Annotated in this window: 20 protein-coding genes; 8 read left to right on the forward strand and 12 right to left on the reverse strand. The window is 67.3% G+C overall.

Features of this window, described 5'->3' with window-relative positions; translation table 11 throughout:
- Positions 1–57: 57 nt before the first annotated feature.
- Genes B0E41_RS14590 through B0E41_RS14605 form a run of 4 tightly spaced genes read right to left on the reverse strand, consistent with a single transcriptional unit; the run spans position 58 to position 2,346 of the window.
- A complete protein-coding gene (locus B0E41_RS14590; protein WP_077331886.1) occupies positions 58–309 on the reverse strand; it encodes a hypothetical protein in 252 nt (83 codons plus the stop codon).
- Positions 310–320: 11 nt separating this feature from the next.
- Complete coding sequence (locus B0E41_RS14595; RefSeq protein WP_077331887.1) at positions 321–956, reverse strand: DsbA family protein; 636 nt, start codon at positions 954–956, stop codon at positions 321–323.
- 38 nt (positions 957–994) lie between these two features.
- Positions 995–1,435, reverse strand: a complete 441-nt coding sequence (locus B0E41_RS14600; RefSeq protein ID WP_077331888.1) for a nuclear transport factor 2 family protein — start codon at positions 1,433–1,435, stop codon at positions 995–997.
- A gap of 44 nt (positions 1,436–1,479) precedes the next feature.
- On the reverse strand, positions 1,480–2,346 hold the full coding sequence (locus tag B0E41_RS14605; protein ID WP_077331889.1) for an MBL fold metallo-hydrolase: 867 nt from the start codon (positions 2,344–2,346) through the stop codon (positions 1,480–1,482).
- Positions 2,347–2,471: 125 nt separating this feature from the next.
- Here B0E41_RS14605 and B0E41_RS14610 point away from each other — a divergent pair, with 125 nt between their 5' ends.
- Entirely contained in the window at positions 2,472–3,362 is an 891-nt protein-coding gene (locus tag B0E41_RS14610; RefSeq protein WP_077331890.1) for a LysR family transcriptional regulator, read from the forward strand.
- A gap of 4 nt (positions 3,363–3,366) precedes the next feature.
- Here the strand turns inward: B0E41_RS14610 and B0E41_RS14615 are convergent, their stop codons facing one another.
- Positions 3,367–3,801, reverse strand: a complete 435-nt coding sequence (locus tag B0E41_RS14615) for a MarR family transcriptional regulator (RefSeq protein ID WP_253194861.1) — start codon at positions 3,799–3,801, stop codon at positions 3,367–3,369.
- Between the two features lie 70 nt (positions 3,802–3,871).
- On the opposite strand from B0E41_RS14615, the gene B0E41_RS14620 reads away from it, so the two are divergent.
- Entirely contained in the window at positions 3,872–4,609 is a 738-nt protein-coding gene (locus B0E41_RS14620) for a siderophore-interacting protein (protein WP_077331892.1), read from the forward strand.
- A 23-nt stretch (positions 4,610–4,632) separates the two neighbouring features.
- Here the strand turns inward: B0E41_RS14620 and B0E41_RS14625 are convergent, their stop codons facing one another.
- Genes B0E41_RS14625 through B0E41_RS14635 form a run of 3 tightly spaced genes read right to left on the reverse strand, consistent with a single transcriptional unit; the run spans position 4,633 to position 7,219 of the window.
- Complete coding sequence (locus tag B0E41_RS14625) at positions 4,633–5,367, reverse strand: hypothetical protein (RefSeq protein ID WP_253194863.1); 735 nt, start codon at positions 5,365–5,367, stop codon at positions 4,633–4,635.
- Positions 5,364–6,392 carry a mammalian cell entry protein gene (locus tag B0E41_RS14630; RefSeq protein ID WP_077331894.1) on the reverse strand — a complete coding sequence of 343 codons (1,029 nt, stop codon included), beginning with the start codon at positions 6,390–6,392 and terminating at the stop codon, positions 5,364–5,366. Before B0E41_RS14630 ends, B0E41_RS14625 begins: the two co-directional genes overlap by 4 nt.
- Positions 6,393–6,412: 20 nt before the next feature.
- Positions 6,413–7,219, reverse strand: a complete 807-nt coding sequence (locus B0E41_RS14635; protein WP_253194865.1) for an ABC transporter permease — start codon at positions 7,217–7,219, stop codon at positions 6,413–6,415.
- Between the two features lie 155 nt (positions 7,220–7,374).
- Here B0E41_RS14635 and B0E41_RS14640 point away from each other — a divergent pair, with 155 nt between their 5' ends.
- A complete protein-coding gene (locus B0E41_RS14640; RefSeq protein ID WP_253194867.1) occupies positions 7,375–8,949 on the forward strand; it encodes an acyl-CoA synthetase in 1,575 nt (524 codons plus the stop codon).
- Here the strand turns inward: B0E41_RS14640 and B0E41_RS14645 are convergent, their stop codons facing one another.
- Positions 8,950–10,461 carry a CYTH and CHAD domain-containing protein gene (locus B0E41_RS14645; RefSeq protein WP_077331896.1) on the reverse strand — a complete coding sequence of 504 codons (1,512 nt, stop codon included), beginning with the start codon at positions 10,459–10,461 and terminating at the stop codon, positions 8,950–8,952.
- 383 nt (positions 10,462–10,844) lie between these two features.
- On the opposite strand from B0E41_RS14645, the gene B0E41_RS14650 reads away from it, so the two are divergent.
- Positions 10,845–12,092, forward strand: coding sequence for an IS110 family transposase (locus tag B0E41_RS14650; protein ID WP_077331897.1), 1,248 nt, complete (start codon positions 10,845–10,847; stop codon positions 12,090–12,092).
- A 76-nt stretch (positions 12,093–12,168) separates the two neighbouring features.
- Here the strand turns inward: B0E41_RS14650 and queG are convergent, their stop codons facing one another.
- On the reverse strand, positions 12,169–13,263 hold the full coding sequence (queG, locus tag B0E41_RS27585) for a tRNA epoxyqueuosine(34) reductase QueG (protein WP_253194869.1): 1,095 nt from the start codon (positions 13,261–13,263) through the stop codon (positions 12,169–12,171).
- Between the two features lie 9 nt (positions 13,264–13,272).
- Here queG and tsaE point away from each other — a divergent pair, with 9 nt between their 5' ends.
- Positions 13,273–13,824, forward strand: coding sequence for a tRNA (adenosine(37)-N6)-threonylcarbamoyltransferase complex ATPase subunit type 1 TsaE (tsaE, locus tag B0E41_RS27590; protein ID WP_253194880.1), 552 nt, complete (start codon positions 13,273–13,275; stop codon positions 13,822–13,824).
- On the forward strand, positions 13,821–15,182 hold the full coding sequence (locus tag B0E41_RS14665; protein WP_077331899.1) for an N-acetylmuramoyl-L-alanine amidase: 1,362 nt from the start codon (positions 13,821–13,823) through the stop codon (positions 15,180–15,182). The genes tsaE and B0E41_RS14665 overlap by 4 nt, the downstream gene beginning before the upstream one ends.
- A gap of 13 nt (positions 15,183–15,195) precedes the next feature.
- Here the strand turns inward: B0E41_RS14665 and B0E41_RS14670 are convergent, their stop codons facing one another.
- Positions 15,196–15,852: a DedA family protein gene (locus tag B0E41_RS14670; RefSeq protein ID WP_077331900.1), complete on the reverse strand. Its 657-nt coding sequence runs from the start codon at positions 15,850–15,852 to the stop codon at positions 15,196–15,198.
- A 148-nt stretch (positions 15,853–16,000) separates the two neighbouring features.
- Here B0E41_RS14670 and mutL point away from each other — a divergent pair, with 148 nt between their 5' ends.
- Together mutL and B0E41_RS14680 are read left to right on the forward strand one after the other, a co-directional pair.
- Entirely contained in the window at positions 16,001–17,992 is a 1,992-nt protein-coding gene (mutL, locus tag B0E41_RS14675; protein ID WP_253194871.1) for a DNA mismatch repair endonuclease MutL, read from the forward strand.
- Positions 17,993–18,012: 20 nt separating this feature from the next.
- Positions 18,013–18,720, forward strand: a complete 708-nt coding sequence (locus B0E41_RS14680; RefSeq protein ID WP_077331902.1) for a GNAT family N-acetyltransferase — start codon at positions 18,013–18,015, stop codon at positions 18,718–18,720.
- On the opposite strand, the gene B0E41_RS14685 is transcribed toward B0E41_RS14680, so the two are convergent.
- Positions 18,692–19,825 carry an ABC transporter permease gene (locus B0E41_RS14685; RefSeq protein WP_077331903.1) on the reverse strand — a complete coding sequence of 378 codons (1,134 nt, stop codon included), beginning with the start codon at positions 19,823–19,825 and terminating at the stop codon, positions 18,692–18,694. The genes B0E41_RS14680 and B0E41_RS14685 overlap by 29 nt on opposite strands.
- Positions 19,826–19,884: the final 59 nt, after the last annotated feature.

Genomic DNA, 19,884 nt, shown 5'->3' on the forward strand with positions numbered 1-19,884 from the left:
GCGTCAACGCACCAGGCGCTCTACAACAGCCTGGGCCATACCCCCATCGTCGATTGGTCAGCCGCCATCCTGTGCGTTGGCGAGCTCCCGAGCCAAGCTGTCCAGCTCATCACGCAAGGTCCCCCGGCTGCGGAAGGGGCGGTTGGCCTGGGTGTACCAGTACTCGGCGTCCTCCAGGTCGCCTTCCACGATGTGCACGATGCCGTGCAGCCAGGCCCCGAGCGCCGAAGCATCGGTTTGAATCAGGTTGTGGGCCTCGGTCCAGCGCCCGGCGTGCAGGTGGTCCAGCACGGTGTGAAGAACACCCATGCTTCGCTCCTTCAGCCGGCCACGATCTGGCCGATCAGTTGCTCAAAATCGCCGTACAGCGCATGGCCACCCAGCAGCCGGTCGCCCGACGCGCTGTGCACCACCAGAACCGGCACGCCTTGTGCGCCCAGGGTCTGCATCAGGCCGCGGGCCCGGTGGATGCGCGCTGCATTGGCGGCCAGCAGCTCGGCGTCGGCCGCCGCCAGGCGCTCGGCCGCATCGGCCAGACCCTGATCGCGCAGCAGTTGCGCCACCACGGTCGTGTCGCAGGTGTCCAGGCCCTGCACGTAGCGGGCTTCCTGCAGCGCCTTCAGCGTTTCCAGCTCGCGCTGCGGCTCGGACAAAGACACGGCGGTGAGCGCCAGCGTCGTGGTGGCCGAGTCAAAGGGGCTGCCGAGATGGCCCAGCACGTTCTGGCGGTAGGCCTCAGTGAAGCGCTGGCCGGTGAGCTTGGCGATGCGCTGGTCGTTGGACCAGGCATAGCCCGCAAACGCGGCATCCATGCTGCGTCCGCCGCCGGCAAACAGGCCGGTGGGCGCCAGCTCCAGTTGGACGCTGGCTTGTTGCCCCAGTTGCTGGATCACGGGCGACGCGCCATAACACCAACCGCACAAAGGGTCGAACAAATAGGTCACGGAGGTTTGCATGGTGGAAATCCTGTGCGCGCCGTGGCGCGCGAGTCCAGTTACTTTTGTGGGTTGGAGAACATGGGGTTGCCGCTGACGGTCTTGACGACTTCTTCTTGCAAGACGTCCCAGTGCTCCACAATTTTCCCGTTGGCCAGGCGGAAGATGTCCACGCCAATCATGGCTTTGGGGCCCATGCCGGAGTAGCGGCCGTGCACCATGACCAAGTCGCCTTCCGCCACCACCATGCCGGGCTCGTACTTGAAGTCTGGCCCGAAATTGCTCACAAAGCTCTTCAAAACAGCAGCGCCGTTCGGCACCATGGGGTTGTGTTGGATGTAGTCGGGTGACCAGTATTTGTCGATGACCGACGCATCACGCGCGATGAACAGGCCTTTCATGCCCGCCACGACGATCTCCTTGTTGGTCTGGGCAAACGCGCTGGTCGAAAACAAGGCCACCAGGGATGCGGCCATAAGAACGGTTTTGAGGGGTTTCATCAGTGACTCCGATCTGGGTTGCTGTGGATGACTTAGCTACCTATTTACCACTTCATTTCACCCTTGTTGACCTTGGCGCCGATGTCCAGCGACATCGCACCGTCGGTCACCTGCGGGTACGACTTCTTCATGGCGTCGATCAGCTCGGCGCCGGTCTTGCTGGCGGCCAGGTTCTTCTCGAAGGTCTGCAGGTAGTCCTTGGTGAAGGCGATGGCGCTGGCGTCCACGGCGGAGCCGGCCTTCATGTGGCCGGGCACCACCAGCTCGGGCTTGAGCGCGGCCATTTCGTCGAGCTGGGCCACCCAGGCGGCGCGCTCGGCCGCGCTTTGTGTGTCGGCGGTCCACACGTGCATGCTGCCAAAGACACCGATGTTGCCCACCACGGCCTTGATCGACGGGATCCAGGCGTAGGGGCGGTGGGCCAGCAGGCCTTGCGTGCCACGGATTTCAATGGTCTGGCCTTCCAGTTTCAGGCTGTTGCCTTCCAGCGCGCGCGGTGCCACGGGTTTGCGCGGTGCATTGGCGCCCATCTTGGGGCCCCAGAACGCCACCTTGCCCGCCATCTTGGCGTTCAGTTTTTCCAGCACGGCGGGCGTGCTCACCACGTCGGCCTGGGGGAAGATTTCTTTCAGGGTTTCGACGCCGAAGTAGTAGTCCGGGTCGGCCTGGCTCACGTAGATGGTGGTGAGCTGCTTGCCGCTGTCGAGCACGTTGGCGGCGATGCGCAACGCGTCGGCGCGGGTGAAGCCGGCGTCGATCACCATGGCCTCTTTTTCGCCATAGATCAGGGTCGAGTTGACGTTGAAGCTGCTGCCGGCGGCGTTGTAGACCTTGACGGTCAGCGGCTGGGCGGCCTGGGCGCTGGTGAAGGCAATGACCAGCGAGGCGGCGATGACGGTGGTGCGGATCATGGAAGGCTCCTGTTGGTTGTGTCGATAAGGGGACGCTTTGCAGCGCTGGGATGCACTGTAGTTTCAATATCCGAACAGATAAACCGCATAATTCGGCCATATATGTTTCAAAAACAGAGCAAATCATGGACCGTTTGACCGCCATGCGGGTGTTTGTGGCGGTGGCCGAGAGCGGCAGCTTCAGCGCCACCGCCGACAAGCTGGACATGTCGCGCGCCATGGTCACGCGCCATGTGGGCGCGCTGGAGCAGTGGCTGGGCGCGCGGCTGTTGCAGCGCACCACGCGCAGCGTCACGCTCACCGACGCGGGCGAAAGTTGCCTGCGCCGCAGCCAGCAGATGCTGGCGCTGATGGACGACGTGGAGCAGGAAACCAGCCGCCACGACACCGCCCTGCGCGGGCAGCTGCGCGTCACCAGCAGCATCTCCTTCGCCCACGCGCAGCTGGCCGCGGCGTTGGCCGACTTTCTGAAGCTGCACCCGCAGCTGAAGATCGACCTGAACGCCAGTGAGGGCGCGCTCAACCTGGTGGAGGCGCGCATCGACCTGGCCATCCGCATCAGCGCCGAGCCCGATCCCACGCTGATCGGCCGGGTGCTGGCGCCCTGCGCTTCGGTGCTGGTGACCTCGCCGGCCTACCTGGCGGAGCACGGTGTGCCGCAGGCCCCGGCCGATCTGGAAACCCACCGCTGCCTGAGTTTTTCCAACTTCGGCAAGAGCACCTGGACGCTCCGTCGGGGTGAAGAGCATTGCCAGGTCGGCGTGCGCAGCCAGCTCAGCGCCAACGAGGCCACCGCCTTGCTGCAGGCCGCCCTGGCCGGCGGTGGCGTGGCGCTGCAACCGACCTACATGGCCAACCCGTACCTGGCCGACGGCCGTCTGGTGGCGGTGCTGCCTGACTGGCAGCCGCCCGACATGGCCATCCACGCGCTGTATCCCTCACGCAAGCACTTGTCGCCTGCGGTGCGGGCCTTGCTGGACTTTCTGGTGCAACGGTTCGCCTCGCCGCGGTGGTAGCCGCTCATTCCTGCTGCTGCAGGTTCTCCCTGACCCGCCGCAGCAGCCCCATGAGCTGCTGAACCTCGCGGTCGCTCATGCCCTGCGTGGCCGCCGACGCCAGCACCTTCTGGCGTTGTTGCACCAGCTTGTGCATGGCCTGCGCCTCTGTCGACAGTGACAGGCGCCACACGCGGCGGTCGGCTTCGTCGGGCACCGCCAGCAACAGGCCCTTGTCTTTCAAGCCGCCGATCAGCCGGGCGACCTGGCCCCTGTCGCGCCCGGCGTGGGTGGCCAGGTCGCTCTGTGTGGCGCCGGGATGCCGGGCAAAGTAGCCCAGCGCCTTGCCCTCCATCGGGCTCAGATCGCGGGGCTGGTCTGCCTCGCCGCGCAGCAGTTTCGAGCGGAAGGCATGCACGACCGCGTGCATGGCCTCCAGCACATCGCTGTCGGACGACATACCCATTTTGTTGACATTGTCATCAATTTTTGTCATGATTGATGACATTATCAATCAAACCGCTCTATCGATGTCCATCACCTCCCCCATCCGCCGCGTTGAGCGGGTCCGCCACGAACTCGTGCGGCGCGACGTTCAGGTCGCTCGCGTTGAAACGATCAGCCCCCAGTTCCTCGCCGTGACCTTCACTGGCACCGCGCTCGAAGGCTTCACGTCGCTCTCGTTCGACGACCACCTCAAATTCATGTTTGTCGGCCCGTCCGGCGAGGTGCACCGGCGCGACTACACCCCCCGGCACTTTGATGCGGCGCGGCGCGAACTGACCATCGAATTCGCCCTCCACGCCGGTGGCCTGGCCAGCGACTGGGCGCGCCAGGCCCAGCCCGGCATGCCGGCCACCATCGGCGGGCCGCGTGGCTCCATGATCATTCCCGTCGACTTTGACTGGCACCTGCTGGTGGGCGACGCCACCGCCCTGCCCGCCATTCACCGCCGGCTCGAAGAGCTGCCCCCGGGCGCTCGCGTGCTGGTGATCGCCCATGCGCCCACGCCCGAGGACCAGCGCGCCATGCCCACCCGGGCCGATGCGCAGGTGCGCTGGGTGCCAACGGGTGACGACCTGGTGAGCGCCGTGCGCGAACTGGCGCTGCCCGCTGGCGAAGGCTTCGTCTGGTGCGCGGGCGAGGCGGCGGTCATGGCCCGGATGCGCGACATGCTCGCCACCGACAAGGGCCACCCGCGCGAAGGCATGCGCGTGGCGGCCTACTGGAAGGTGGGTGCCGAGGGGCACCACGAAAACCTGGAGTGAGCGGTTTTTGACGCCCGCTGCGGTCAGCGCAGCATGAGTTCGATGCGCCGCTGCAGGCGCGCCGCCTCGTCGGCTGCACCCGCCGACTGGGCACGCTGCTGCTGGACCTTGAGCCAGGCCAGCAAGGGCCGGCGCCAGCCGCGCGCTGACGCGGTGTCCACCGCCGCCTGCACCGTGGCCGGCGTGGCGGCGCCCCTTCTCAACAGCACACCGGCCGCGACCAGACGGGCCAGCGGGTCTTCGATGGCCGAGACATCGGCCTGACCGGCTGCGACGAGGCTGCGGTGCGCTGGCGGCAACAAAGCCGCGTCAGCCGCCTGCGCGTGGCCCGCCAGGTAGCGCGCATAGGCCTGCTCGGCCGGCGCCGCGTCGGCAGCCAGCGCGTCAAAGCCGGTGCACGCCTCCAACTCCAGCGCCGCCACCCGCGCGGCGCAGCGCAGCAGCTCCAGCCGCGCCAGCAGGTCGGGCCGCGCGGTGCGTGCCACCTCGGCCCGCGCCCGCGCAAACTCCGCCGCCTCGATGCGGCTGTCACCACTGAGCCAGGCTTCGGTCGCCCGCTCCGAGCTGCTCTTGGCGTTCATCTGCCATTCGGGCACCGGCGGTGCATTGCCACATGCAGTGAGCGCGACGGCGATCACAACGAGCAAGCCGGAGCAGGCGCTGCTCAACCGGGAACACCGCGGAACCGGCTTCGCCGGGCCGCAGGTGTTGCCCCCTTGAGGGGGTGACGACGAAGTCGGCGCGGGGGTGTTCTTCATGGAAGTTTTATCTCCGTCTCGCGCTTGAACGGCCACTTGCGGTTCAAGTCGTTGATCAGCCCCTCCACCTTGCGCAGGCTGGCGTCCACCTCGCCGCGCAGGCTGGCCAGATCGGTCGTGGCTTCGCGCGTGTTGGCGGTGATGGCCTGCGCGTCGATCAGCAGCTTGTCCACCTTCTGCAGGCTGCCGCGTGCCTCGGTCAGCATGCTGTTGAGCTGCTGCACGGTGGTGCGCGCGTCGGCCACCAGCCCGGTGTCGCCGCCGGTGCCGCCCGGGCCAGCGCCCTGGCCAAACACCTGCTTGTCGGCGTTGGCCACCAGCGAATCCAGCCGCTTGACCAGCCCGTCGGCGCGCGCAAGCACGGTGTTGGCGTTGCCCAGGGTGACCGCGAGCTGCTTCGCGTCGTCGTCGTTGCCCATGAGCAGACCCATCGCGCCCTGCGGCCCCTTGAGTCGCTCGGTGGCGATCTGCACGTTGGCCAGCGACTGCTGCAGCGGCGCGTCGTTCTTGGTCATGTTGTTGAGGTTCTCCAGCAGGTCGCGCACCTGGGCCACCAGCTTCGGGATCTCGGCCGCCGCGTCGCCGCGCAGCACCTGGCGCACCGCCCCGTCTTCCAGCGGCGGGTCGGTCAGGATGCCGCTGTAGGCGCGGATCTTGGTGCCGCCGACCAGCGCCTTCTCCATGGTGAAGATGCTGGAGCTGCGCAGCCACTTGGCGTCTTTGGTCGGCACGTCCACCAGGATGCGCACATTGCCGTCCTCGGCCAGCTCCAGCTGCGCCACCCTGCCGATGGCGAAACCGGCGAAGGTCATGTCCATGCCCGCAACCACGCCCTCGGAGTCGTCCGACATCAAGACCAGCCGCTGCGTGCGCTCGAAGGCACCGCGCGCGTACATCACATAGAGCGCCGAGCCCACCACCAGGATCAGCAGCAGGAGCAGCAGCAGCGCGGCCTTGACCTCCAGATTTTTCACCGGCGGCAAGGGGTCGAGAACGGGGCCGTTGGGTGGCGTGGGTGTGGGCATGGGCGGAACCGGAAGGTGAATCAATAGTAGTTGCCCATCAGGGAAACCACCTCCAGCAGCAGGATCACCGAGAGCAGGCGCGCGAACTCGGTGATGTCGCTGCGGCGCGCGTAGCCGCCGTGAACGTCGCGCTGGGCACTTGCGGCCATGGGCACGAACGCCACCGCCAGGCTGAAGAACACGGTCTTGAGAGAAAAGATCAGCGTGACCGCGGGCGAGAACACGCTGCCCACGCTGCGGTTGTAGTCGGCCAGCGCCCAGGGCGAAAAACCGTACACATTGAGGTAGGTGAGCACCAGCGCGATGAAACAACTCAGCGCGGCCAGCAGCAGCACCGAAAACACGCCGGCCAACGCACGCGGCAGCATGTCCACGCGCAGCAGCAGCTGGCGCGGGCGGAGCCCTCCGCCACGGTGTTCGTCGGCCAGCAGGCGGCGGATGCGCTGCGACTCGGGCATGGTGTAGCGCACCGCCACGAACAGCGCCGCGTAGAGCGGAATCAGCTCCAGCACGAGCGTGCGCACGAGCAGCTCCAGCGCGTACTGTGAGAGGCCGTAACTCAGCGCTGTGGCCACCACGATGCGGATCAGCACCAGGCTCAACAGCGCCGAGAGCACCAGGAACCCGGTCAGCAAGGGGGCGCTGGCGCGGTAGAGGTGCGCGATGATCGCGTGGCGCTCGTCGGGTTCGTCGTAGCTCGATGGCGAGAGCGACAGCACCACGATCTCGGCGCCGATCAACAGCACCTGCCACCAGGCGTCCCAGGCGGCCAACACGCGCCGGCCCGAGCGCAGCAACGTGTGATGCATCGAAGCAAGCAGGTTCATGCGGCGAATCATAGCGGCGCGACTTCTGAGCGTCATGCAGGTGACAGCTTGTCCCCTCTGCTGGTGAAAACGCCCATGGCCGCGCGAGCGGTTTGTGGGTTCAATGCCTTCCATCGTGCCCGCAACAGCAGGCGCCGCTGTAACAGGAGGCATCCTTGACCGACATCCCAACCCATCCCATCTCCCCTGCGGTGCGACGCCAGACCATCGCCGACGCCCTGCACCGTACGGCCCAGCGCCTGCCGGCCAAGACCGCCATCGCCTGCGGCGCCACAACCTGGACCTACGCCGAGTTCAACGCCCTGGTGTCGCGGCTGGCGGCGGGCCTGCACCGCATCGGCGTGGGCGAAGGCGACAAGGTGGCCGTGCTGGCGCGCAATTCGCACGGCTTTGCGGCGCTGCGTTTTGCGCTGGCGCGCCGGGGCGCTGTGCTGGTGCCGATCAACTTCATGCTCAAGGCCGACGAGGTCGCCTACATCCTGCGTCACGCGGGCGCCCGCACGCTGGCCACCGACAGCGGCCTGTCCGGGCTCGCGCGCGAAGCCTCGGCGCTGGAGACGCAGGTACAGCAGTTCATCTGGCTGCCGAGCGAAGACCCGAGCGAACCAGCGCCCGGCATGCACCGGTTCGACGACCTCGCCGCCTGTACCGACGCTCTGCCCGAGGTCGCGCTGGGCAGTTTCGACCTGGCCCAGATCGTGTACACCAGCGGCACCGAATCCACCCCCAAAGGCGCGATGCTCACGCACGATGCCGTGCTCTGGCAGTACGTGAGCTGCGTGATCAACGCCGAGATCGCCGAGACCGACCGCACCCTGCACGCCCTGCCGCTGTACCACTGCGCGCAGCTCGACGTGTTCTTCGGCCCGGCCATCTACATCGGCAGCAACAACGTCATCACCAGCAAGCCCACGCCCGACCACCTGCTGGCGTTGCTGGAGCAGCACCAGATCACCAGCTTCTTCGCGCCGCCCACGGTGTGGATCGCGCTGCTGCGCTCGCCGCTGTTCGACGCGGCCAAACTGACACACCTGGCCAAGGGCTACTACGGCGCGTCCATCATGCCGGTGGAAGTGCTGAAGGAACTGGCCGCGCGCCTGCCGAACGTGCGCCTCTGGAACCTCTACGGCCAGACCGAGATCGCGCCGCTGGCCACCATGCTCGGCCCGGACGACCAACTGCGCAAGCCCGGCTCCTGCGGCAAAGCGGTGCTCAACGTGGAGACCCGCGTGGTCAACGACGCGATGGAAGACGTGGCCGTGGGCGAGGTCGGCGAGATCGTGCACCGCTCACCGCACCTGATGCTCGGCTACTTCAACGACCCCGAGCGCACGGCGGCCAGCTTCGAGGGCGACTGGTTCCACAGCGGCGACCTCGCCATGATCGACAGCGAAGGCTTCATCACCGTGGTGGATCGCAAGAAGGACATGATCAAGACCGGCGGTGAAAACGTCGCCAGCCGCGAGGTCGAAGAAGTGATCTACCGCCTGCCTGCCGTGAGCGAGGTGGCCGTGATCGGCCTGCCCGATCCGAAGTGGGTCGAGGCCGTGACGGCGGTGATCGTGGTCAAGGCGGGACAAAGTCTGACCGAAGAAGAGGTGATGGCGCATTGCACCGGACACATGGCGAACTTCAAGGCGCCCAAGCGCGTGGTGTTCACCGACAGCCTGCCCAAGAACCCCAGCGGGAAGCTGCTCAAGCGAGAGCTGCGGCGCCAATACGCCCCGTGATCATCCACCCCGTGTGATGGCATCGTGGGCCAGCACACCACGAATGAATTCGATCAGCCTGGGGTCAGCGTGCAACGCTCCCAGCAAACGCACCGCTTGCTGAAGATCGCGGTCGTCTCCCAGTTCGGTCTGGACCGCTGTCGCCGCCTGAGTCAGGTCCTTCGTTCGCTGGGCCGGCAACAGGTCGTTCAGCATCTCGGCGGCATAGCGGGTTCGCTTGGCCAGGATGCGGGCGCGGTGGATCTGTTCAAGGCCAGCCTGTGGCTCGCGACCGGCTTTGAGTGATGTTTTGAGGCGCCGTTGCAGCTTTTTGAGGCGCCTGACCGCCCAGTGAACCGGTTTGCCGGTGGCCGCCGTTTCGGGCCCTGCGTTGAGCAGGTCCAGCCCGCGCGCCAAGGCCAGCAGGGCCAGCCCCGTCGCCGGCTGGGCCAATGCCGCCCGAGCCCGCTCGCGCTGCGCGGTGCGGGCTTGATCGAGGTGTTCGAGGGTGCGGTCGGCGATGTCCTGCCGCTGAAGGTCACCGTCGACAAAGGCCGGCCAGCAGCGGCCCAGGGTGTCGGTGCGCAGCACATCCAGATCGCGCACATGTCCCAGCTCGTCGAGCAAGGGCTTCAGACCGCTGGCATCGGGCCGGCCGGGCAGCCATGGCGCAAACAGCCTGATCGCGCTGCGCCAGCGCCGCCACGCGACGCGGGCCTGGTGCACCACCTCGGGGTCGTCCGAGGTCAACAGGGATGAGAGGTTGCGGGTGAACTGGTCGAACGTTGCACCGAGCGCCCGGCGGGCAGCCTCCAACGGCGCGGCGTTGGCGGGCAATCGCAGCGCCGCGGCCGGGGTCGCGGGTGGGGCCAGCCCTTGCGCCAGCCGGTAGCCTCGCTCTGCCTTGCTCTGGTCGCATGGCAAGACGGCCTGAACCGACGCGATGTCCCTGGCCAGGATGAACAGCGCTTCCGGTGCGCCGGACTTGAGCTCCAGCTCAAGCTCCAGAATGGGCTCTGTCCGGTCGCCGGCGATGACCTCGCCCAAGTCGAGCGCCACCTCGATGGTCGCGCCGTGGTAGCGGTACAGGGTCCACACGGTGCGGCGGCAACGGGTTTCGAAACAGGGGACCAGCTCTCCGAACAGGCGACCGTCCGGGTCCAGCTCGGCCCAGGGTGTGGCGCGCAGCGCAAGCGGGTTGAGCTGGCCGGAGGGCTGCCGGCTTTCCCACTCGCCGCGGCGGCTCAGGCCACCCTGCGAGACGCCTGCCGACTTGAAGGTCTGCACCCACTCGCCGCGCAGCGTGGCCGCCGACGCAGTGCTTTTCCACGGGTGGTCCGAAATGCAGCGCATGCGCAGGGCCTGACGCTGCTGGCGCAGGGTCTGTTCGGGCGTGTCGTGGTAGACGTTCCACAGCCACTGCGTGGACCGGCGGCGGCGCGCCAGCACACCCAGCTTGTTCAGCCGCGCTTCGATGCTGGAGGCCTGCGCTCCAGGCAGCAGCAGTTTGAGTTCGGTTTCGGCGTGGGACATGTGGTGCCGTCCAGAGGTATCTTGGTTTGCAGCCTAACCAATCATGAGTGGCCCACTCGCCCCCGAGCATGAAAGCCCAGTTCGAGTGCACCATGTGAGGTGGCACGCAGGTGCGAAGAGGTCGCAAAACGAATGAAGGCCCGACCCCGGTGCCTAACCGGACCTCCACCGAGCTGACTCGTACCCCCGACTGTTGCGCTGCCGGCTCCATTGTCGTGGCGCGGGTGGCAGCACGTACGGTAAAGAGGCCCGAACCGGTTCCGGTTCGAGGAGTCTTGCAGCTCACCGGCTTGCAACAGAACTGCGCTTGCAGCTCTGCCGCTGGCTGGCCACGGGTGATGCTCCTGCGTGCCACTTCGCACTTTACTCACAGGAGCATCGTCATGGAAGGTCTTCCCCCCTTGCACCGGCGTGTGGCCGGTATCGATGTGCACCGCATGCTGCATGTGGTCACGGTGCTGATCGAGCAGCCCGACGGCTCGATCTCTCGGCACAGTCGGGAATTCGGTGGCTTCAAGCGCGACTGCCGCGCCCTGGCCCAGTGGCTGTCTGAGCTGCAGGTTCAGCTGGTGGTCATGGAGAGCACCGGCATCTACTGGAAGAGCGTCTACGCCCACCTGGAGAACGCAGGTATCACCGCCTGGGTGGTCAATGCCCACTTCATCAAACATGTGCCCGGCCGCAAAACCGACATGCTCGACTCCGAATGGCTGGCCGTGCTGGCCCGCTTCGGCCTGGTGCGCGCCAGCTTCATTCCCCCGAAGGACCTGCGCGAGCTGCGCCTGGTCTCGCGCTACCGCCGCAAGCTCAGCGCCATGTGCGCCAGCCAGATCAACCGCCTGCACAAGATGCTCGACGACGCGGGCATCAAGCTCGGCGCGGTGGTCAGCGACATCCACGGTGTCTCCGCCCGCGCCATGGTGCGCGGCCTGATCGAGGGACAGTCCCAAGCCGTGCTGCTGGGCCATGCACGTGGCGCCTTGAAGCGCAAGACCGAGGCACTCGCCGCCAGCCTGGAGGGCGACCTGAGCGAGCGTCACCTGTTCGTGCTGCGCCACCTCAGCGACAGCATCGACGCCCTGCAACGCCAGCTCGCCGACATCGGCGCCTACTTGAGCGCAGCCATGCAACCTTACGCCTGGGCTCATGGCCTGCTGCAGACGATTCCGGGTATTGATGAAGTCGCCGCGGCATTGATCCTCATCGAGATCGGCGAGGACATGGCGCGCTTCGGCAGCCCCGAGCGCCTGGCCTGCTGGGCCGCGCTGAGCCCGGGAAACCACGAGAGCGCGGGCAAGCGCAAGTCCGGGCGCACCCGCCACGGCAACAACACCATCCGCTTCATCCTGTGCGAATGCGCCAACGCCGCGCGCATGACCAAGAGCACGCTGGCGTCCAAGTACCGAAGTCTGATGGTGCGCAAGTCGCACAAGAAGGCCATCGTGGCCGTGGCTCACAAGATGATCCGGCTGATCTACATCCTGCTGTCTCGACACCAGCCCTACCTGGACCAGGCCATCGACTACGCCGCCATGAGCGCGAAGAAGAACGCACCGCGCTGGATCAAGCAGCTCAAGGCCATCGGCAAGTGGCCTGCGCCCAGCGCTGCAGCGGCTCACGCCACCGCCTGATTCACCGCTGAATTCCTGGGGTCGGGCCCAGCGGTTTCCCTTTCTTTGCTGCGGGCCGGCAGGCATGGGATCGTCTCTATGGCAAGGGGCTTTCACGGTAACGCATCAGCGCCCATCCGACATGCTCACGCACCAGGGCATCCGGGTGTTCGGCGCGCGCCGTCAGGGCGGTCCGTATCCCGGCGTCGTCGCCTTGGCGCAGCGCGTTGCCCATCGCCACCGCGATGTTGCGCAACCATCGCTGATGCCCGATGCGGCGGATCGGGCTGCCCTCGGTGCGGCGCAAGAATTCTTCTTCGCTCCACGCGAACAGCTCGACCAGCGTCACGCCCGTGAGCCCCTCGCGCGGGTCGAAGTCCGCCAGCGGGGAACGCTGCGCGAACTTGTTCCAGGGGCAGATCAGCTGGCAATCGTCGCAGCCGTAGATGCGGTTGCCGATCAGCGGGCGCAGGTCTTCGGGAATCGGCCCGGCATGTTCGATGGTGAGGTAAGAGATGCAACGGCGTGCGTCCAGCCGCTGCGGTCCGAGGATGGCCTGGGTCGGGCACACGTCGATGCAGGCCGTGCAGGCACCGCAGTGGTCGGTCACGGGCTCGCTCGGCGGCAAGGCAATGTCCACATAGATCTCGCCCAGGAAAAACATCGAGCCGCCTTCGCGGTTCAGCACCAGGGTGTGTTTGCCGCGCCAGCCCTGGCCGCTGCGCTGGGCCAGCTCGGCTTCGAGCACGGGCGCCGAATCGGTGAACACACGGTGGCCCAGCGGGCCGATGGCGGCCTCGATGCGCTCGGCCAGTTTCTGCAGCCGGTGGCGCAAGACCTTGTGGTAGTCCCGACCCCGCGCGTAGAGCGAGACGATGGCTTCGCCGGGCCGCTGCAGGCGCTGCAGTTCGATGGCCTGCCAACCCTCGGGCGTGTCTTGCGGCAGGTAGTCAAGCCGCGCGGTGATGACGCTCACCGTGCCCGGCACCAGCTCGGCCGGGCGGGCGCGCTTCATGCCGTGGCGTGCCATGTAGTCCATCTCACCGTGAAATCCGGCCGCGAGCCAGGCGCTCAGGCCGGGCTCGGCGGCAGAAAGATCGATGCCGGCCACGCCGATTTGGGACAATGCGAGCTCCTGGCCCCAGGCCTGTATCTGAGTCACCAGTTGAGCAGCATCGAAATCGGACGTCATGTGCCGCCCATTGTAGAAACGCCCGCGTCGGCAGCGCCGTCGCTGTGGCATGGCCGCTGGGCCAACGAGGCGGACACGCAAGCCTTTGCGACCCGGCTGGCCGCGTGCCCGGCCATCCACAACGCCACGCTCACCCTGCAAGGCGACCTGGGCGCGGGCAAGACCACCTTTGTGCGCCACCTGCTGCGGGCATTGGGTGTGCGAGGGCGCATCAAGAGCCCGACCTACGCCGTGGTCGAGCCGCACAGCGCGGTGGACGGCCCGTCGGGGCCCACTGGTGCGCCACTGGCCATCTGGCACTTCGACTTCTACCGTTTCACCGACCCCCGCGAGTGGGAAGACGCGGGCTTTCGCGAACTTTTTGCGAGCCCGGGTCTCAAGCTGGTGGAATGGCCCGAGCGGGCGGCGGGCCTGATGCCTGCGGTCGACGCCGACATCCACATCGAACCGGAAGACACGATGCCCATCACCTCCGACGAAGATGCAGACAGCCCGCGCTCAGTGAGCTTCACGGCACTCACACCCACCGGCCAGCACCTGCTGGCGGCGCTGCAACCATGAGCGCACCCGTCGGGCGCCGCGAGGTGTTGCGCGCAGGCACGCTGGTGCTGTTGTTGGGCGCGCCCCACCTGGCGCAGGCCGGCCGTGTGATCGCCGTGCGCATCTGGCCCGCCGAGGACTACACGCGCGTGACCATCGAGTCCGACGCGGTGCTCAAGGCCCACAAGACCACGGTGATCGACCCGCCGCAGCTGACGGTGGAGATCGAAGGCATTGACCTGCTCGACGGCATGCGCGAGCTGGTGGCCAAGCTGCGCTCGGACGACCCCAACATCGCAGGCATGCGGGTCACACCCGTGGGGCCCAATCTCGCCCGGCTGACCATCGACCTGAAAAAACCCATCAAACCCCAGGTGTTCAACCTGCCACCGGTCGCGGCTTACCAGCATCGGCTGGTGTTCGACCTGTTTCCGGTGGAAGAGGTGGACCCCCTGGACGCACTGATCCGCGAGCGCTTTCTGGAGGTGGACGAGGCCAGCGCGCGGGCCGCGAAGCTGCTGGGCATCGAGTTGGACAAGGCACAGGCATCGCCCGATCCGCTGGGCGCACTGATCGCGAGCCGAGACAAACCCAAAGCCACCACCAAGCCGCCCGCGTCCAAGCGCGACCCCGAGCCGGCACCGGGCAAAAAAACCGAGCGCCTGATCATCGTGGCGCTCGATCCGGGCCATGGCGGTGAAGACCCGGGCGCCATCGGACCTGGTGGCACCAAAGAGAAAGACGTGGTGCTGAAGGTCGCGCAGCGCCTGCGCGAGCGCATCAACGCCACGCGGGTCAACGGCAACCCGATGCGCGCCTACCTCACGCGTGACGCCGATTTTTTCGTGCCGCTGGGCGTTCGGGTGCAAAAGGCGCAGCGCGTGCGCGCCGATCTGTTCATCAGCATCCATGCCGATGCGTTCCTGACGCCGCGGCCCCAGGGCGCCAGCATCTTCGCGCTCAGCACCAAAGGGGCGAGCAGCGCCGCCGCGCGCTGGATGGCCAACAAGGAAAACGCCGCCGATCTGGTGGGTGGCCTCAACGTGAAAGTCAAGGATGCGACCCTGCAACGTGCCCTGCTGGACATGAGCACCACGGCGCAGATCAAGGACAGCCTCAAGCTCGGCAGCGCCATGCTGGGCGAGGTGGGCAGGGTCGGCAAGCTGCACAAGCCACACGTCGAGCAAGCCGGCTTCGCGGTGCTCAAGGCGCCCGATATTCCCAGCGTGCTGGTGGAGACCGCTTTCATCAGCAACCCGGATGAAGAAGCCCGGCTCAACAGCGAGAGCTATCAGGCCAACCTGGCCGAAGCCCTGATGAAGGGCATCGTGAAGTATTTCAGCGCCAACCCGCCACTGGCGCGCACGAGAGCCCTCTGAACTGGGGTGGGCGCTATACGCCCGCGCGTGCTTTCTCGGCTCGGGCAGCGCGCCAGCCGCCGAACAGGGCAATCAACCCCGGCACAAAGATCAGCGCCCAGATGATCTTGGAGAGATTGGCCTGCACCCACGGCAGGTTGCCGAAGAAGTAGCCGGCAGCGGTGAGACCGATCACCCAGATCACCGCGCCGACCACGTTGAACATGGTGAACTTGCTGCGGGTCATGTCGGCCACGCCGGCCACGAAGGGCGCAAAGGTGCGGATGAAGGGCATGAAACGCGCGAGGATGATGGTCACACCGCCGTAACGCTCATAGAAGTTGTGCGCCTGGTTGAAGGCATTCTTGTTGAAGAAGCGCGAGTTCTCCCACTGGAACACCTTCGGCCCGAAATAGCGGCCGATCGAGTAGTTGGTCTGATCGCCCAGGATCGCGGCGGCCAGCATCAGGCCGGCGGCGAGCGACCAGTCGATCAGGCCCGCGCCGCAGAGCGCGCCCACGATGAAGAGCAGCGAGTCGCCCGGCAGAAAGGGCATGACCACCAGGCCCGTCTCCACAAAAATGATCAGGAACAGCAGGGCATAGACCCAGGCGCCGTAGGTTTGAACGAAAGCCTGCAGGTGTTTGTCCACATGCAGGATGAAGTCGAGGAGGGTCAGAACAATTTCCATGGGGGAGATTATCCAGCGCCGGGCCGCCCCAAGCTGGATGGCGCCCCCTCTGGGGGCAACGACCCGCGCAGCGGCGGAGTGTGGGGGGGGCCACGGACTCCAGTGGCTGCGTGTCAGGCCAACGGCCACGGCACCTACAATTTCCCCGGTGAACGCACCCTTCCCCCTCCCGCCCCGCCGCCCCATCCTCGAACTCCCCGACGAACTGATCAGCCAGATCGCGGCCGGTGAGGTGGTCGAGCGGCCCGCCTCCGTGGTGCGCGAGCTGCTGGACAACGCGCTGGACGCGGGCGCCACACAGATCACCTTGCGGCTGCAGGCCGGCGGCGTGCGGCTCATCAGCGTGGAGGACAACGGCAGCGGCATCCTGCGTGCCGAGCTGCCGACCGCGCTCAAGCGCCACGCCACCAGCAAGATCGCCAGCCTGTCCGACCTCGAATCGGTGGGCACCATGGGCTTTCGGGGCGAAGCACTGGCCGCCATCTGCTCCATCGCCGAGGTGTCCATCCTGACCCGCGTGGACGCGCCCGACGAGCCCCACGGCTGGCTGCTCGACGGCCGCAGCGGCGAGCTGCAACCCACCGCGCGCAGCACCGGCACCACAGTCGAGGTGCGTGAACTCTTTTTCGCCACGCCCGCGCGGCGCAAGTTCCTGAAGACCGATGCCACCGAGCTGGCGCACTGCATCGAGGCGGTGCGCCGCCATGCGCTGGCGCGGCCCGAGGTGGGTTTCGCCATCTGGCACGACGGCAAGCTGGCCGCGCAGTGGCGCGCCGTGCCCGGCGGCGGCATCGAAGCGCTGCGCCAGCGCCTGGCCGATGTGCTGGGCGAAGAGTTCATCGAGCAGGCGGTGGCGGTGAACTGGCCTCTGGACATCCCCACTGATCGTGAAGACCAGCCGCAGCGCCTGCGCGTCTGGGGTTTCGCCGGCGTGCCCGACGCGGCGCGCTCGCGCGGCGACTGGCAGTTTGCCTATGTCAACGGCCGCTACGTGCGCGACAAGGTGATCACCCACGCCGGGCGCAGTGCCTACGAGGACGTGCTGCACGGCCACAAGCAGCCGGTGTACGCGCTGTTTGTGTCGCTGGACCCGACGCGCGTGGACGTGAATGTGCACCCGACCAAGATCGAGGTGCGCTTTCGAGACAGCCGCGAGGTGCACCAGGCCGTGCGGCACGCGGTGGAATCCGCGCTGGCGGTGCCGCGTTCGGCGGCCGCTGCGACGGCGCAGGCCGCGCTGGCGCACGGCGATGCCGCCCCTGACAACACGCTCCAGGCCGGTGCGCCCACCTGGGCAGCGCCCGACCGCCTGCCTTCCACCCTGGGCGGCGCGCAGAACACGCTGCCGTTCCAGCGCTACACGCCGCCAGACACCGTCGGCCATCGGGTGAGCGACTTGGGAGCTTTGTGGGGCGCCGGTTCCGACAGGGCCATCAGCGGCTCAAGCCCAACGGCGGGATGGATGGCCGTCCCGGATGCCACGCCAGCCAACGCCGCGTCCGCGCGGGCCGAGCCAGTCGGAGCCGCGGCCACCGGCACACCCCTGCCCGCTGGCGACTGGCCGCTCGGCCGCGCCATCGCGCAGCTGCAGGGCGTCTACATCCTGGCCGAAAACGCCCAGGGCCTGGTGGTGGTGGACATGCACGCCGCCCACGAGCGCATCGTGTACGAACGCCTCAAACAGCAAATGGACAACGAGCAACTGGCCAGCCAGCCGCTGCTGATCCCGGCCACCTTCGCCGCCACGCCCGCCGAAGTGGCCACCGCGGAAGACAGCGGCGTGGTGCTGGCCATGCTGGGGCTGGAGGTGGTGCCGTTTTCGCCCAAGACGCTGGCGGTGCGTGCCGTGCCGACCACGCTGGCGCAGGGAGACCCGGTGGAACTCGCGCGCAGCGTGCTCGCCGAGCTGAGCCAGCACGACGCCAGCACGGTGGTGCAGCGCGCGCGCAACGAGCTGCTGGCCACCATGGCCTGCCACGGCGCGGTGCGCGCCAACCGGCGCCTCACGCTCGACGAAATGAACGCGCTCTTGCGCCAGATGGAAGTCACCGAGCGCTCCGACCAGTGCAACCACGGCCGCCCGACCTGGCGCCAGGTGAGCATGAAAGAGCTGGACGCGCTGTTCCTGCGCGGACGCTGAACCCCTGGGAGGCCATCACCATGGTGCACCTGCTCGACAACATCTTCTGGCACGCCCTCACCGGCCCGCAGGCGCACTGGGCCGTCGGCTCCGGCGGCGCCCGCCGCTACGCCCCGGGCTTCTCGCCCATCGTCGGCTTTGCCAACCCCCAGCGCCCCGATTTCGACGCGCTGGCGCCGCACTGCGACCCCGACGAACACTTCTACTGCGATGGCTGGTCGGGCCCGGCGCCCGAGGGCTGGGTGGTCGAGGCCGAGGCCACCATGCACAAGATGGTCTGGGCCGGCGAATCGCCGGCGCGAGACGAGGCTCCCGAGGCTCGGCCCATCGGTCCCGAACACCTGGACCAGGTGCTGGCGATGGCCGAGCTCACCCGCCCCGGGCCGTTCGGTCCGCGCACCATCGAGCTCGGCGAGTACTTCGGCCTGTTCGACGGCGAACGCCTCATGGCCATGGCCGGCGAACGCAGCTTCGTCGAGACCCTGCGCGAGGTCAGCGGCGTCTGCACCCACCCCGACTTTCAGGGCCGCGGGCTGGCCAAACGCCTGATGCTCAAACTCATCGCACGCCAGCTCGCGCGCGGCGAAACCCCGTTCCTGCACGTGATGAGCGCCAACACCGACGCCCTGGGCCTTTACCTGCGCATGGGCTTTCGCACCCACCGTGAATCGGTGGTGCGGGTCATCACACGAAGCCAAATCAATCCAGGGTTTGTCGGTAGCGTTTGAGCGCCACCGCGCCAGCCACCGCCAGAAACAGCAGCATGGGCCAAAGGTCGGCCCAGAGCTGCGGCGCCTGGTTGCCCTTGAGCATGATGCCGCGCACGATGCGCAGGAAGTGTGTCAGCGGCAGCCCCTCGCCCAGCCACTGCGCCCAGACCGGCATGCCGCGGAACGGGAACATGAAGCCCGAGAGCAGCATGGACGGCAGGAAGAAAAAGAAGGTCATCTGCATCGCCTGCAGCTGGTTGCGCGCGATGGTCGAAAAGGTGAAGCCCACCGCCAGGTTGGCCACCATGAAGACGCCGATCATCGCCATCAGCAACGCAAAGCTGCCCACCATGGGCACTTCGAACAGCAGCCAGGCCGCGCCCAGGATCACGCCAAGCTGCACATAGCCGATCACCACGTAGGGCAGGATCTTGCCCACCATCACCTCCAGCGGCCGCACCGGGGTGGCGAGCAGGTTTTCCATCGTGCCGCGCTCGCGCTCGCGCGTCATGGCCAGCGAGGTCAGCATCACCATGGTCATGGTGAGGATGGTGCCGATCAGGCCGGGCACGATGTTGTAGCGCGACAGGCCTTCGGGGTTGTAGCGCCGGTGGATTCGCAGTTCAAACGGTGCCGCGCCCTTCTGCAGCGACTGCAGCGGGCCGGTGAGGTCGTGGCGCAGGGCCAGGTTCGTCATCTCGCCGAGTGCGGCGATCGCGTTGCCCGAGGCCGAGGGGTCGGTGGCGTCCACCGAGACCAGCACCGCCGGGCGCTCGCCGCGCACCACGTCGCGCGAAAAACCGGGCGGGATCACGATCATGAACTGCACCTCGCCCGCGGCCACCAGGGCATCGGCCTCGGCCTGGCTGGTGCCCTGGTGCACCAGCTTGAAATAACCGGTGTTCTGCAGCGAGGCCACCAGGCTGCGCGCCAGCGGGCCGGCGTCGGCCGCGACCACCGCCGTGGGCAGGCCCTTGGGGTCGGTGTTGATGGCGTAACCGAACAGCACCAGCTGCATCACCGGAACGCCCACCGCCATGGCGAAGGTGAGGCGGTCGCGCAGCATCTGCTGGAACTCCTTGATGAACACGGCCCAGGTGCGTGCGGGCGAAAACCATTTCACAGATTACCTCCGTGCTGCGCACTGCGGTGCGAGCTTGCTTGGGAGCGGCCCGGCGGGGC

It is taken from the genome of Hydrogenophaga sp. A37 (assembly GCF_002001205.1).
GTDB lineage: Bacteria > Pseudomonadota > Gammaproteobacteria > Burkholderiales > Burkholderiaceae_C > Hydrogenophaga.